The sequence below is a fragment of the Pseudoclavibacter sp. RFBB5 genome, assembly GCF_002931555.1.
GTDB lineage: Bacteria > Actinomycetota > Actinomycetes > Actinomycetales > Microbacteriaceae > Pseudoclavibacter.
On the sequence record NZ_PSTZ01000003.1, the window covers coordinates 61,917 to 76,684 of the forward strand.

A 14,768-nucleotide genomic window follows, 5' to 3' on the forward strand; every position below is an offset into this window, starting at 1 on the left:
GGGCGTATCCTGGGATTTCGACTCTCGCGAAGGAACCCCGTGACGCATCCAGGAGACGTCGGCCCGCAGACAGGCCGCAACCTTGACCCGTGGTACACCAGCTACGCCGACCGCACCGCCGGTCTGGCCGCCAGCGAGGTCCGAGCCCTCTTCGCCGTCGCCTCCCGCCCCGAGGTCGTCTCTCTCGCAGGCGGCATGCCGTTCGTGCAGGCGCTCCCCGAGGAGCTCATCCACTCCGCCTTCACCACGATGATGCGGGAGCACGGCTCCGAGGCCCTGCAGTACGGCGGCGGACAGGGCATCCCCGAGGTGCGAGAGCAGATCCTGCAGGTCATGAGCCTCGAGGGCATCAACGACGCTTCCGCGGATGACGTCGTCACGACGACCGGCTCGCAGCACGCACTCGACCTCGTGTCGAAGCTCTTCCTCAACCCGGGCGACGTCGTCCTCACGGAGGCGCCCAGCTACGTCGGCGCGCTCGGAACGTTCAAGTCGTATCAGGCAGACGTGGCGCAGGTCACGATCGACGAAGACGGGCTCATCCCCGAGGCCCTCGAGGAGAACATCGCGCGTCTTCGAGCCGACGGCAGAACCATCAAGTTCCTCTACACCGTCGCGAACTACAACAACCCGGCCGGCGTGACCATGAGCCTCGAGCGGCGTATCCGCGTGCTCGAGATCTGCAAGCGCGAGCACATCCTGATCCTCGAGGACAACCCGTACGGGCTCCTGTACTTCGACAAGCCCGGCCTTCCCGCGCTGCGCTCGATGGACGCCGAGAACGTCATCTACCTCGGCTCGTTCTCGAAGATCCTCTCGCCCGGCCTGCGCGTCGGCTGGGCCCTCGCGCCACACGCCATCCGCGAGAAGCTGATCCTGGCGGTCGAGGCTTCGATCCTCTCCCCGTCGACCTTCAACCAGTGGGTCGTCACGGAGTACCTGCGGCAGAGCGACTGGCAACAGCAGATCGAGGGCTACCGCGCTGTCTACCGCGAACGCCGCGACGTGATGGACCGGGCTCTGCACGAGCACCTGCCCCAGCTCAGCTGGACGAAGCCGGACGGTGGCTTCTTCGTCTGGGTGCGCCTTCCCGAGCAGCTCGACTCGAAGCAGATGCTGCCCCGCGCCGTCAAAGAGCTCGTCGCCTACACGCCCGGAACCGCGTCCTACGCCGACGGCCGCGGCCGCCACGAGATGCGCCTCTCGTTCTGCTACCCCACGCCCGAACGCATCAAGGTAGGCGTGCGGCGTCTCGCCAACGTGATCAACGGCGAGCTCGACCTCGTCGAGACGTTCGGCACGTCGGCGCGACGCGGGCCGGACGAGGACCGCGTCAACATGCCCCCGCCGAACATCTCCTGACCGCGGCACCTGACTCTCCTACGAAGGGAACCCCATTGAGCATCGAGGGCCTGCACGTCGTCATCCTCTCCGGCGGCATCTCGCACGAGCGAGACGTGTCGCTGCGCTCCGGCAGGCGAGTCGCGGATGCGCTCAGTCGAGCGGGTGCGGACGTCACCATCCGCGAGCCCGACGCGTCGCTGCTGGGTTTTCTCGAGGAGACGAAGCCTGATGTCGTGTGGCCGCTGCTGCACGGCTCCAGCGGTGAGAACGGCGCGCTCTACTCCCTGCTCCGCGCTGGCCGCTTCCCGTACGTCGGGTCGCGTCCGACGTCCGCGCGTCTCGCCTGGAACAAGGCGACCGCGAAGGCGATCGCGAAGCGCGCTGGCCTGGCCACGCCGCCTTCGATCGTGCTCGAGAACAGCACGTTCCGGGAACTCGGTGCCGAGGCCGTGATGCGCCTCATCGCCCGCGGTATCGAGCTGCCGGCAGTCGTGAAGCCCGTCGAGGGCGGCTCCGCACAGGGGGTCACCTCGGTGGCCTCGTTCGAGGAGCTCCCGCAGGCGCTCGTCACCGCGTTCACCTACGACGACACCGTCATCATCGAGAAGCGCATCGAGGGCCGTGAGGTGATGGTCGGCGTGCTCGACCTGGATGGCGAGCCGCTCGCACTCCCCGCGGTCGAGGTCGTCGCCAACAACGGCGTGTACGACTACGAGGCGCGCTACAACGCCGGCGAGACGACCTACTACGCGCCGGCCAGGCTCTCCGACGACGAGGCCGCGCGCGTCAGTGACGCCGCGCTCCTCGCGATCGCGAGCATCGGGCTGTCGGACATCGCCCGTGCAGACTTCATCGTCGACGAAGCCGGTGTTGTGTGGTTCCTCGAGGCCGACCCCATTCCTGGCCTCACTGAGACCTCGATCGTGCCGCTCGGCATCGAAGCGGACGACTCGGAGTTGAGCGCCATCTACGCCCAGCTGGCTGCCGCAGCTGCCGGGCGCGGGCCGCTCGAGTAGCTCCACACCAAGCCTCGGATGACGAAGCGGGTGGATGCGCCTTCCGGCCCATCCACCCGCTTCGTCGCGCGGTGCGGAGTTCTCAGCGCTTCATGCGGCTCGGCTACTTTCCGGGTGCCGATTCGCCGAGTTCTTCGAGGATGCGGTTGAGATCGGCGATCGAGGCGAAGTCGACGACGATCTGACCCTTGGTGCGGCGGAGCGTGACCTTGACGCGGGTGTTGAGCCGGTCGCCGAGCTGCTCGCCGATCTCGTCGAGGTACCCCGTGAGACCGCTGCGTGGCTCCTTGTGGATGGGTGCCTGCGTGTCGGCCTTGGCGCTGCTGGACTTCGCTGCGGCTGCCTCGGCGGATCGAACGCTGAGGTCTTCGTTGACGATCTTGTCGGCGAGCTGCTGCATCGCCGCGGGTTCCCCGGCGCTGAGGATCGCGCGTGCGTGACCGGCAGAGAGGACTCCGGCCGCGACACGACGCTGCACTTCCAGCGGGAGGCGCAGGAGGCGCAGCGTGTTGCTGATCTGTGGACGCGAACGGCCGATGCGTTCGGCGAGCACCTCTTGGGTGATCCCGAAGTCGTTGAGGAGCTGCTGGTACGCGGATGCTTCTTCGAGCGGGTTGAGCTGACTGCGGTGCAGGTTCTCGAGAAGCGCGTCACGCAGCATGACGTCGTCTTCAGTGTTCCGGATGACGGCGGGGATGCTCTCCAGGCCTGCCGCCTTCGTCGCGCGCAGGCGACGCTCGCCCATGATGAGCTCGTAATCGGCCTCATCGCGCAGCGGATGGTCGGCAGGGATGGGACGCACGACGATCGGCTGGAGCACACCGAACTCCCGAACCGACGTGATGAGCTCCTGGAGGGCATCTTCGTCGAACTCCGTGCGGGGCTGGTGCGCGTTCGGAACGATGCGGTTCGGATCCAGAGCGCGCAGGGTGGCGCCCGGGATCTCAACCAGACCGTCGGAGTCCTCGTCTCCGGTTGAGTCTTCCGAGCCCTGGCTCTCGCCACTCGCAGCTGTCGCCGCTGTAGCGGCGGTTTCGGTTGTTCCGGCCTCAAGCCCGGCTGAATCGTTGTTCGTCGATTCAGTGGTCTCCGCTCGTGTGGTTGTCTCGTTCGTTTCTGCAGCTACGGCCGCCTCGTTGGCATCTGGCTTCGCGGTGGTGCGTGCTTTCGACGATGCTGCTGTCGTCCTTCTTGCCGGCGCCTTATCTGCCGATGCCTTCTTCGCGGTGCCACTCTTCACCGTCGCGGCGTCCACTGCGGGCACCTTTGCTCGGCTCGCGCGTGCAGGTGCCGCCCGCTTGGGTGAGTTGGCCGTGGACTTCTCCGACGCGGGGGCCGCCTTCGAGGTGTCTTCCGAGGCTCCGTCTGCCTTCGGTGAAGACTCTGCTGGATTGGTGCGTGACGATGCAGTCGTCGGGTACGCCGGTGTCTCGCTGTCGAAGAACACGTCTGAAGGGCGCGAGGCGCCTCTATCGGAGGTCGGGATGAGAGCGCCGATGCCTCGTCCCAGTCCGGTGCGTTTCTTGGTTGCCATGGTGGTTATGCTCCTCGCTGGGCGATTTCGACGGCCGCTTCGAGATACGCGATCGCGCCGGTCGAGGTTGGTTCGTGGGAAATGATGGTCTTGCCGAAGCTCGGGGCCTCGGAGATTCGCACAGTGCGCGGGATCGCGACCTTGAGCGTTTCTTGTGGGAAGTGCTCGCGAACGTCGGCGGCGACCTCCTGGGAGAGGTTGGTTCGCCCGTCGTACATCGTCAGCAGGATCGTCGTGAGCCGCAGCTGCGGGTTGAGGTCCTGCGAGAGGAGGTTGAGGTTCGAGATCAGCTGCCCGAGCCCCTCGAGGGCGTAGTACTCGCACTGGATGGGGATGAGTACCTCCCGAGCGGCGACGAATGCGTTGATCGTCAGCAACCCGAGGGAGGGAGGGCAGTCGATGAAGATGTAGTGGAACTCTTCCTCGGTACCGGTGGTCTCGTCGAGGAGGGCGGCGATGGCCTGTCGGAGGCGGTAGTCGCGCTTGTCGAGGTTGACGAGCTCGATCTCTGCGCCCGCGAGATCGAGTGTGGCCGGGACGCACCACAGCGTGTCGATGTCAGGGCACTGCTGCATCAGCTCACGCAGTGGCTCACCGTCGAGGAGCGCTTCGTACGTGCCAGCGGTCTCTCCACGATGTTCGATGCCAAGGGCGGTGGAAGCGTTGCCCTGGGGGTCCAGGTCGATCACCAAGACCCGGGCACCGAGGGTAGCGAGAGCTGCGGCCAGATTGACGGCGGTCGTCGTCTTGCCCACGCCGCCTTTCTGGTTGGAGATTGTGAAGATCCGCGTGTGGTTGGGGAGGGGAACTTCCTTCTTGACCAGGCTTTTCCTCCGCTGGTTCAGCTCAGACAATGCTGTCGCGAGCGGCGAATCGTCGAGCCCCGACGCTGATGGCGTCACAGCGTCGCCGGCAGATGAAGCTTTCAAGAATGCTCTCCCTCAAGTAGACGTCTCAATTGTGCCTCACATCCGCAATGGAAACGCGGCGACGCTCAGAGTTGTGGAATCGCCGAGGCTGGTGGCGCGGCGCAAGTTTCACGTGAAACACGGCCCATACTTCAACTTCAGCCACAGGGTTGACTTGTTGGGCTGTCCGTCCTGGGCAGCAGGGTGGCGTTCCCGCGCAGAGACATGAAGATTGGGGCCGGACCCGCCGAACCGAGCTGACTACTCACTGGAGGTCGTTGATCTGCAGAGACAGTCTTTCCCGTGGGCCTTCGACGCACTTGATCCCTGCCGCGTGCACATGCATCGCCGGTCTTGCAGGATTCCACGCAAGGCGCACGACTCTCATTGGACCAAGGACTGCAGCCGACGGCAGCAAGAATTGAAGCGCTGGGCCCGTGATCTCGTGCTCGTTTCACGTGAAACGTGGGGTATCCCGTGCGAGTGGCTGAAGCACACTTCTCCGCTTGTAGCGACGCGAAGTCCTATGGGGAGATTGTTTTGCGGGTACGAGTGCGTCTGCACCCATTGATCGATCCAACGAGGTCTCACGACTGTCACGAAAGACAACCTCCGAGCTGAACTGAACAGGTCGGGTACTCTCTCTTTCCGCGAGAGGGACGCCTCACTCGACGCAGGCCAATGAGGACTCGGACTGTGGAGCCGGGGCGGGGTTGCGGCTCTCCGGACCGCCATCCCCAGCCTGGGCAGGTGGGGCGCCTCGGATCACGGTGTACCTCGGCGCCCTGGCGCACGCTCCGGAGTTTCACGTGAAACACGCGTGCGACTGCGTGCTGACTGAGGGGGTCTAATCCCTACGACTCAATCCGCCGGGGTTGCGTGATCGGGGGCAGGGCCCTGCGCTCTCCATACGCAAACCCTCTGCCCTATCCGCGCTTCGCCTCTATTCAAGTCGGAGGCAGAAACCTCGGTACGCCACGGCTCCACCGTTGTCCCGCCTGTGCTGAATGATCCGTACAGTCCAGCGTTCCACGTGAAACCTCTGGTTGTAGGTCCCCGCGGTTCGCGGTTCGCCGACTCTCTACGAATGGCCACACGTGCAATACAGGCCGGCTCAAACATGATCCCGACCAAATCGATGACACGGCGAGAGACGACAACAGCCGACCCGACGACAGGCTGTGACTGTGCCCCGGCACCTTGACGGACCCGGTGAGCTGACCGAGGCCCCGGGCCCCGGCCTGCCCGACCCAGGGCATGCCCTGATCAACCAAAACGCTTCCTGAGCTAGATTCACGTTTGGTCCTCCCACATGTGGCGACCGTCAGACGACGAGTCGTGCGCCGGTTGTTGCACCACGGCCGCGCCAACTCAAGCCCTCTGTGCTTGTTGAGGAGAATCGACGACCCTACTGGCCGCAGCACTCTGAGCACAGAATACGTCCCGGGTCTCTCTGCTGTTCCGCTGCCGGACGTTGGCGTGAGCCACCTGGTGAGCCACCTAGAGCTCATTCAGGACTGGGGTGGAATGGGTCGCAGGTTCTAAGCTGGCCCGCCAAGCTCGTACCCAGATGAGAACGACGAAGCCTAGGTGTGAGTGTGACTACTCAAAGAGCACTGTCTCGCTTCGCCAACAAAGGGACCAGCGCGACTCAGTTCCACGTGAAACATGTCGAGCTTCCCCCTATGGAGTCCTGCGTTGGATGATGCTCGTGGTCAGTCGCCGACGAGGCCCGGTCCATGTCTCCGAATAGCGCGCGTAGATATTTCGCGTGCCCGGCCGCTAGCTCCCGGGTCTGCGTACCGCAAAGCCGAACCTCCGCGCTGTGGCACGAACAAAGCTGTCGACCGCAATCACGCGCAGCCTTCCGGGCTCATCCCATCAGTGCTCTTGTAGGACTGCGGTGCTTTTGCGGGTCCCTTTCGTGTTCCAGTTTCACTCTCTCACTGACGCATACGTAACGTCGTCGTCTTCTCAGTGAGCGAGCCGCATGCGCACGATATCCGTCCGCAAGATCTGACCGGCGGCGGGTATGGTCATTCGGCGATTGGAGCCTCGAGGGCAACAGTCGATCAAGTCGGCATTCCCCCTTCCCACCCCCTCCTAGATGTAGGCCCGTAGCGTAGCCCGTGGACACGATCTCGGCCTCGTCGGGCCCTTGAATGAGCCGGGAACCAGGAGACACGGCGCGAGCTTGCGGTGCTGCCCGGTTGCCGTGCTGCCCGGTTGCCGCGAGCCGAGCCATGCCGCTAGTTCCGAGGCCTGAACCAAGCGCCGGGAGCGGCGCACGACGCCAGTCTCCTGGCGCGCCAGGGTCGCCACAGGGAGCCACGTGGGGGCCGTCTGTCTGTTGCTGCGTGATACCTGACGGGTGAGGCGTCGCGGCGAGTGGAGGGTGCCGTGAGGCAGGAAGAACGAGGCGAGGTGGGGGCGGACCGGCCTTTCAGAGCCACAGGGTGAGGGGTGAGCCCTCTTCCCACGAACTGCCCACCGCTGCGGGCTGCCTCGGTTCGGGAGGAAGTCCCGTACCAATCACCCATCTCGCCACTGTCACCAGTGTCCCGGGATATGCAGGCCCCGCAGGCCAGCAGGGTAGGCAGACCAAGCACAGGAGGCCCGACAAGGTGGTTAGACACCGACAGGCCTGTCGGTGTTCGATCTCGGCCCGCGTCGATACTGGATCTGTTTCACGTGGAACCCGGTGCTTGTTCCCACACTTCGGGACTGCACGCCAAGGCAGTGCCCCGTCCATAACTAGAGCCTCGGGTGCAGCATGCTGAGCCCGAGTCTTGTTCTACGCAATACGTGATCCGACCGACCGACACGAGGCTGGTCTGGGCTGCCGTTTCACGTGAAACGAACACATGGGACGCGGGCCCCGGACATGGCCATGCGTGTGAGCCCCGCTGCTTCAGACTAAACGGGACCAGAATGTCCATCCTCGCCGTGGCTGTAACTGGTCGTTCCACGTGAAACAGAATCGCACATCGTTTCCGCGATGAGCGTGCGAGATCTTTGTTCCTAGAGAGGCGAGACCACCTCATCTCCTCCGCACGCAAGCAACCTCGTCGTTCCACGTGAAACGAACAGTGTTTTTGCTGTTTGGCAGGTTCCCAAGCTAGTCGTTCCACGTGAAACGGAACCATGCATTGTCTCTGTAGTGAGTGTAGGAGCTCGTCGTTCCACGTGAAACCGGAACTGGCCTACTGATTGGCAGGGGCCGGAGCTGATCGCCCTACCTGAAACGGAAGCGCGGCACAGGCCTCGGACGTGACAGCCTTTCGCGCGAAGCGAGTCGTTCCACGTGAAACTAGGCATGCCTGTTCTCTCGGTATCCACTCGAGCTGGTCGTTCCGCGTGAACAGAACTGAAGCGATCCTCGGCGTTGAACTCGTCATCCCGCACGAAGCGAGTCGTTCCACGTGAAACGAAAGTTGCTGGCTGGCGAGGAATTGGGCCGCGGAGACTGGCTCGGTGTCTGTCTTCGATCAGCCCGACTGCGCCGCGCTACAGCGCCGTAGATGAGATGCTCGTCATCGCTCACGAGCCTTCGCGAGCAGATTCGGTTGGATGAGGGCACCGTGCTCATCTGTTTACGGGCCGCGACGCGCAGGACGTATATCGCCCGTGGAGATCGCTCCCCTGGGAATGCGGTGGTGATGGAGACCTGTCCAACGAGCAGTCGGCTCGGGCCCAACGCCACACACTTCGGACCGCACGGCGCGCAGCTCGCACCAAATGCCTCACAGCGCACAGCAGCGCTACAACGCCACAGTCTTACCGCTCACCGGCGACCAGTTTCGTCTCGCAGCTCTCGGCCTGGCGCCTCGAGACACTCGGCATAGGGGCACGGGCACGGGCTGTGGAGATGAGGTCAGGGATGGCGGTGGGGCAGTGACCGCAGTGTTGCTCGCCGCACACACTACGCCGGCCAGGACGGTTAGAACACGGAGGGAGCCGGAGTGGGCGCCTGGAGGATCTTGCAGCGCTCTGTCCGCTGTTTGACCCTGGGACTGCACGTTGTGCCTTCCGTCAAGCCGTCGCAACATTGCAGATCGCCCAGATCACTCTGCTCGAGACACGCGATTTGGCAATCCACTGTCTGGCCAGCACCAAGGACGGACGCCGGCGCTCATCCCAGCGGCACCGAGCACCGAGGCTCACGTGGTTCCACCACTCCAACACAGGAAGCAGGCCAGACCGAGATTCAGTAGCCTCATAAGGCGACCATGCCTTCGTAGTCATGCCGTGTCTCGATCTGTCTAACCCGGCCGGTGCGTAGTCCAGCCCTGGCCAGGGCAGGCCCAGCGCCGGATCCGTCTAGCCTTTGAGACCCAAGGGGTGCCGCTGGGATGAGACCTAACCCCTAGCGCTCGATGACCTGTAGGTTCCAGGCGAGAGTTGCACTCACCCCGTCACTGCCCCCTCGATCGAATGTTCGTCGACTCCGTACTCCGTTCCCATCCTCCGGCCGTTAGGTCAGTTCGGGAATCCACGAACAGCTCGCGCAATTTGAGTCCCCACTCGCGGGCTCCGTTTCGTCAGCGGACTACATCGACGGTGGCATTCAACCGGTAGAGACGGTTTCGACATCCCTGTAATCGGTCTCACCGCTTGAACTGTGTAGTCGGACGGGCGGGCTGCACGAGCACCAGCCCCTAACGACGGTGTTGTCTTCCGGGACCAGACAGGTTTCCCAGTGTGAACCAGGTCACTGAACTGGATCGGCCTGGGAGCCCGTTGCGAGATCCAGAGGTGGGCACCTCGTTTCACGTGAAACAGTTTGGCTCGGCAGCGCACGCCGTTGGTGGTTTGCGTTGTAAATCGCACAGCGGCCCAGATGCGCCGCGCGGGAGTCCGTCCGATCAACCCCTGGAGAGCCTGTAGATCGGGGCGGGAAGCTAGCAATGACCAAGCCGCCGGACTCTCGGTGAGACGAGTGCGGCTGACCTCATCCACGACCGATCCATACGATCGACTTCGCACTTCGCACTTCGCACTTCGCACGGGAGAGTAGACCCTGGTGGGGGTGCGCCCAATCCACTCTCTTTATTATGAGTGCGAACACTCCCCAAGGGAGCATGTTTCACGTGGAACAACGCACGTGGCACAGCACAGCTCACGTACGAGATTCAGCCCAGTACTCCGCTAGTCGCCGGGATTGCCTGTTCATACCCCGTTCCACGTGAAACCCTTCGAGTCCAGCCAGTCTTCGACACGATCGACTCACACATACGCGAGCTGTTGCATATCCCGGGCACGACAAGAGGCTTGCATAGGCCATTTCCTGCACGGCTCGTGCAGGACCCGGCTCGCGCATGACCGGGCCTTGTTAGCTACACGACCGTGCGGCCAATAGGCACACGGTTCCACGTGAAACAACCTCGTGCGGAGAACCGGGCCCAGCGCGAACGCGACGGCCAAAAAGAGACCCTCGGGCCTCGGGCCTTTGCACGCAGCAAAACACCCGCGCTCATGATGGCCCGAGCCGCCGGCTCGATAGGGTGTCTGCTTATGCACCACGTGCCGCCTCTGTCGGCCATCCATCCATCCCACCGCGAACGAGCACGTCCCTGACCCTCACGAGAGGCGTCGTGGATTAGTACCTCTCGAAGGTAACTACCTCCCGAAAGTCCCGCGCAGACGGCCGTCCCGCACCTAGGTAGACAGACGGACGTTCACGTGCACGCCCGCGAGAGGCTGGCTGGAGTCAAAACCAAGAGCGGGCTCGTTTCAGATCCCTACTGACGTCACGCCTTGTGAGTTTGGACATGAGATGGGCCCCTCTGCGCGACTGGGGAACGCTCAGTGTCCGACGCTGTTGCGCAGCGAGAACCTAGTGCGAGTATCGGCAAGCCAAGCCTGCTGCGTTCTCCACCCGACCTCGGGTTTTCTGGACCGAAACGTCGAGACCATCGATCGACACAGCCGAAGGCCACCGACGCGTGAGAGCGAGGTTCTCTTCTGCCCTTTCCTGAGGCAAGCTGCCGAGAAATCGAGGCGCAAGGCCCACTCTGGCGGTACGCACTTCGGAAACGAATCAAACCAGCCTGTTTCACGTGAAACGAGTGCAGAAGCCACCGAGCTCGTCTCAAACCGGCGTCAGGAAACGAAGGAAGCATGTCTTGCTGGCGAAAACGCGGTCGTTGTCTGCGTTCGAGCACGACTCTCTTCAGAACGCCCGCCGATCATCCACATATCAGTAGATCTGGGTGCATTCAAACTCCTGAGCTGCATCGAAGGAGTGGCGCGAACCCACGAGGCAGCATCCTTGAATCGAGAATAATCGATACAGGCTCTGATTTCAGACGAACGCGTAGCGATAGTCCTAGTCGACCGTTGCGCGGATGACCCGTGTGGCCTCAGTGTCGAGGTTCTCGCCGAGCTCTTCAACGCGAACATCTGTCAGACCGAACTTTCGGATGGCCTTGCTGGCCTTCTCGATCTCAGCTTCAGCCGATCGCCCCTTGAGGAACACGAGCTCCCCGCCGGAGCGAACAAGAGGCACCGTGATCGGGATGAGTTTGCTCAGCGCAGATACGGCCCGCGCGGTCAGCTGATCGAAGGTGAACTCATCGTGCACTTCCTCAGCTCGCGCTCGACGCACCTGGACGTTCGTGAGAGTGAGGGCATCCACCTCACGCTGCAACCACTCCGTGCGCCGCTCCATGGGTTCGATCAACACGAAATTGACGTCAGGACGCGCGATGGCCAGCACGAGACCAGGGAGGCCGGCACCTGAACCGATGTCGCCGACGAGCCCGGGACGCAGCAAGGGAGCCATGAGAACCGAATTGATGATGTGCCGAGTCCAGAGGCGGGGGTACTCGAGCGGACCGACGAGGCCGAGCTGCTCCCCGTATTTCGCGAGGTCAGACGTGAACGCGCGAGCGAGTTCGATCCGGTCCTCAAACAGCACCTTCGCGATAGCCGGCTCGACCTCGAGTTCATTCGGGTGGTCAGTCATGGCGCGTGCCCCTCTCGCAACGTGGATGTCTCAAAGCACCGTAGATCGCGGCGCGCTCAGCTCGTGCCAGTTTGACACGATCCGATTCTTCACAGACCAACCGAAACGCAACCCGCGGCTTGCCTGTGGATAACTCTGTGCATAACATCGCATCCACAGCGCTCGAACCGAAAATCCGTAGGAAAGAGTAGCTGACCTGGCCTTTTACCCCGAGAGGCAATTCCAGTCCAATTCCCCAGACAATGGCCTGTGGAAACTACTGTGGATAACTCCGCGCGTCAGACCGAAGGTGCCGGGCGGATGACCGTGTGACGCTCGCGCGCTTCGCCTTCAGACTCAGACACATAGCCGCGCTCGGAGACGATGTCGTGAACGATCTTTCGTTCGTACGAGGACATCGGGGGCAGGGCCGCGGACGAGGCGCCCTCCTCGATGCGGGTGATCGCGCGGTCGACGAGCCCGGCCAGCTCGCCCCGTCGCGCATCGCGGGAACCGCCGATGTCGAGGATGAGTCTCGAGAATTCACCCGTCTCCGCCTGCACGGCGAGGCGAGTCAGGTGCTGCAGCGCATCCACCGTCTCCCCATCAGCCAGCTTCGACAGGTTCGACTCCCCGTCGGAGTTCACCGAGATGTAGGTGCGCGACTCACGAACCTCGATGTCGAGGTCACCATCTACATCACTGATGTCGAGCAGCTCTTCGAGGTAGTCGGCGGCGATGTCACCGTCGTCACGGGCATCCGACGTCTCTGCGTCAGCGGGGATGGCCTCGGAGGTTGCTTCAGTCATTCGGGTTCCTTAACACAGAGGGGACGAGGCGAGGCGAGGGGAGGGGAAGCTACTTCTTCGCGGGTGGGCTGCTCTTGCCAGAGGCTCCACCTGCGCCGGGCTTCCCGCCCGTTGCTTTCTTCTTGGCACGGTTCTTTGACACGGGCTGAGCGCGCTGTGCCGGCTGCTGCACGGGGGCTTCCACGATGACGTTGCCCTTGGAGTCCTTGCGCTCGGGCTCAACCCACTTGCCGCGAGCCTTCAGGCGCTCCTCACGAGCCTTCGCTGCCTCGGATCCGGGAGTAGGCATGTTGCGGATGATGATGTACTGCTGGCCCATGGTCCAGAAGTTCGAGATGAGCCAGTAGGTCATGACACCCAGCGGGAACATGACTCCGGACACGAGGAACGTGAGGGGCAGGATGTAGAGCAGCATCTGCTGCTGGCGGTACATCGGCGACTCCTTGGTCGCCTGCGACACGTTCTTCGAAGTGATCTGCTTCTGCGTGATGAACTGCGAGACCGTCATGACGACGACCATGACACCGGCGAGGATCTGGACGCCGACGTTGCCGTCGTTGTTGAGGAACGTCGCGCTCAGTGGAGCGCCCCAGATGTCCGCCTGCGAGAAGGACGTCGCGAGCTCCTGGTTCAGCGCACCGACACCCACCGTGTTGTGCTGCGCGCCGTTGAGCACCGAGAAGAGACCGAAGAAGATCGGCATCTGCACGAGCAGTGGCCAGCATCCCGCCATCGGGTTCGAGCCGGTTCGCTGGTAGACAGCCATGGTCTCGCGACGCATGGCCTCCATGGAGAACTGGTCACGCTTGCCCTTGTACTTGTCCTGGATCTTCTTGATCTCAGGAGCGACATCCATCATCGCGCGCTGGGACTTCACCTGCTTCACCATGAGCGGGATCATGGCGGAGCGGACGACGAGCACCAGGCCGAGGATGGCGAGGATCCACGTCCAACCATCAGTGCCGTTGAGACCGAGCGTCGTCCACAGCGTGTGGAAACCGACCAAGATGAGCTCGATGACCCATTTGATCGGCCACAAGATGGTTCCGAGGATATCCATGAGTGCGGTGACGTCTTTCTCTTAAGTCCCGCTAGTGCCCTGGACGACAAATCCGCGAGCAGTAGTGGTGGTGGTTCGGTGTTCTGGCTCGGGCACGTCGTCAATGCCTCCAGCAGCCCAGGGGTGGCAGCGAACGAGTCGTCGCCCGGTGAGGAAGCCGCCCCGGAGGACGCCATGAACCTGCACAGCCCTTAAAGAGTACGCGGAGCAGCTGGGGTGATACCGGCAGACGTCACCGTAGAGCGGTGAGATCACCAAGCGGTACGCGTTCAACAGTGCGATGACCACGTTCCTGGGAACGAGCGCGGCTCGTCGAAGGGCGCGCACGGTCACCTCCCGGACTTGGACGCACGAGCATCCGCGTCGCTGGGTGCAGCGATACGACGCACGCCTCGCAACGACCCGAATCTCGCGCGCTCGCGCAGATCATCGAACCCGAGTTCGGCCGCTTCCGGATGAACCCGATACACGATGTCGAAGCCAGAACCGACCTCAGGGAGCAGCTCTCTGGAGACCGCCTTGAGGCGCCGACGAATGCGATTGCGCACGACAGCCACACCTACCCGCTTCGAGACAATGAAGCCGAAGCGGGTAGGTGTGTCATCGTGTTCGCGCTCGCGCACGCTGACCGTGATTCCTCGAGCACCCACGCGAACGCCGCGTCGAACGATGGCTTGATAGTCATCGCCCTTCGTGACGCGGTTCGCGTAGGGAAGCAAGAAGCTACGCGGAAAGCTCGGTGCGACCCTTGCGGCGACGAGCCGAGAGGATGGCGCGACCCGCACGGGTGCGCATACGCAGGCGGAAGCCGTGGGTCTTCGCGCGACGGCGGTTGTTTGGCTGGAAAGTACGCTTCGACATGAGAACTCCGGAAGATACGACCCGATCGGCGGACGCCGTACGGATTTTTCACAAGTGCCCTACCGAAGGGCACAACTGCCTTAACCTACGTGACCCGCGCCCGGCAGTCAACTGACGCCAGAGGGCCAGCATTATGCTCACACCGGTGCCCGGCAAGTGCGCGACATGCCGAATCCTCGCAAAGCGATTGGCGCGCGTGGCGATCCAGCGTAGGCTGGCCCCCTACCTCCGCGAGTTATGCACAGGCTCCCGCCTGTTTGTCCACAGAAGTTGTGGATATCTCGCCGGGT

At 63.2% G+C, this 14,768-nt stretch carries 9 protein-coding genes and 2 pseudogenes; 2 read left to right on the plus strand and 9 right to left on the minus strand.

Annotated features, from left to right (window positions below; translation table 11 throughout):
* Positions 1 to 39 precede the first annotated feature (39 nt).
* Positions 40 to 1,362 (plus strand): PLP-dependent aminotransferase family protein, encoded by a 1,323-nt coding sequence (locus C5B97_RS03555; protein ID WP_104310781.1) that lies wholly within the window; start codon positions 40 to 42, stop codon positions 1,360 to 1,362.
* Positions 1,363 to 1,397: 35 nt separating this feature from the next.
* A complete protein-coding gene (locus C5B97_RS03560; protein ID WP_104310782.1) occupies positions 1,398 to 2,360 on the plus strand; it encodes a D-alanine--D-alanine ligase in 963 nt (320 codons plus the stop codon).
* Positions 2,361 to 2,463: 103 nt separating this feature from the next.
* Here the strand turns inward: C5B97_RS03560 and C5B97_RS03565 are convergent.
* The 9 genes and pseudogenes from C5B97_RS03565 to rpmH all read right to left on the minus strand — a co-directional run.
* Positions 2,464 to 3,318: pseudogene (locus C5B97_RS03565) on the minus strand (ParB/RepB/Spo0J family partition protein); the annotation flags it as partial.
* A gap of 480 nt (positions 3,319 to 3,798) precedes the next feature.
* A pseudogene (locus C5B97_RS03570) lies at positions 3,799 to 3,894 on the minus strand (chromosome partitioning protein ParB); the annotation flags it as partial.
* 5 nt (positions 3,895 to 3,899) lie between these two features.
* Positions 3,900 to 4,796 carry a ParA family protein gene (locus C5B97_RS03575; RefSeq protein WP_104310783.1) on the minus strand — a complete coding sequence of 299 codons (897 nt, stop codon included), beginning with the start codon at positions 4,794 to 4,796 and terminating at the stop codon, positions 3,900 to 3,902.
* 6,334 nt (positions 4,797 to 11,130) lie between these two features.
* A complete protein-coding gene (gene rsmG / locus C5B97_RS03580) occupies positions 11,131 to 11,769 on the minus strand; it encodes a 16S rRNA (guanine(527)-N(7))-methyltransferase RsmG (protein WP_104310784.1) in 639 nt (212 codons plus the stop codon).
* A gap of 278 nt (positions 11,770 to 12,047) precedes the next feature.
* A complete protein-coding gene (locus tag C5B97_RS03585; protein WP_104310785.1) occupies positions 12,048 to 12,557 on the minus strand; it encodes a R3H domain-containing nucleic acid-binding protein in 510 nt (169 codons plus the stop codon).
* Between the two features lie 49 nt (positions 12,558 to 12,606).
* The gene (gene yidC, locus C5B97_RS03590; RefSeq protein ID WP_104310786.1) at positions 12,607 to 13,617 is read right to left on the minus strand and encodes a membrane protein insertase YidC; all 1,011 of its coding nucleotides are present in this window, start codon (positions 13,615 to 13,617) and stop codon (positions 12,607 to 12,609) included.
* A 21-nt stretch (positions 13,618 to 13,638) separates the two neighbouring features.
* Positions 13,639 to 13,944, minus strand: coding sequence for a membrane protein insertion efficiency factor YidD (gene yidD, locus C5B97_RS03595; protein WP_104310787.1), 306 nt, complete (start codon positions 13,942 to 13,944; stop codon positions 13,639 to 13,641).
* A 2-nt stretch (positions 13,945 to 13,946) separates the two neighbouring features.
* The gene (rnpA, locus tag C5B97_RS03600; protein WP_104310788.1) at positions 13,947 to 14,336 is read right to left on the minus strand and encodes a ribonuclease P protein component; all 390 of its coding nucleotides are present in this window, start codon (positions 14,334 to 14,336) and stop codon (positions 13,947 to 13,949) included.
* 4 nt (positions 14,337 to 14,340) lie between these two features.
* The gene (gene rpmH / locus C5B97_RS03605) at positions 14,341 to 14,478 is read right to left on the minus strand and encodes a 50S ribosomal protein L34 (RefSeq protein ID WP_068484134.1); all 138 of its coding nucleotides are present in this window, start codon (positions 14,476 to 14,478) and stop codon (positions 14,341 to 14,343) included.
* Positions 14,479 to 14,768 lie beyond the last annotated feature (290 nt).

Coding starts and splice junctions, on each gene's coding strand:
- rpmH (WP_068484134.1), bottom strand. CDS start 14,478: ATGTCGAAGCGTACTTTCCAGCCAAACAACCGCCGTCGCGCGAAGACC.
- C5B97_RS03585 (WP_104310785.1), bottom strand. CDS start 12,557: ATGACTGAAGCAACCTCCGAGGCCATCCCCGCTGACGCAGAGACGTCG.
- rsmG (WP_104310784.1), bottom strand. CDS start 11,769: ATGACTGACCACCCGAATGAACTCGAGGTCGAGCCGGCTATCGCGAAG.
- yidC (WP_104310786.1), bottom strand. CDS start 13,617: ATGGATATCCTCGGAACCATCTTGTGGCCGATCAAATGGGTCATCGAG.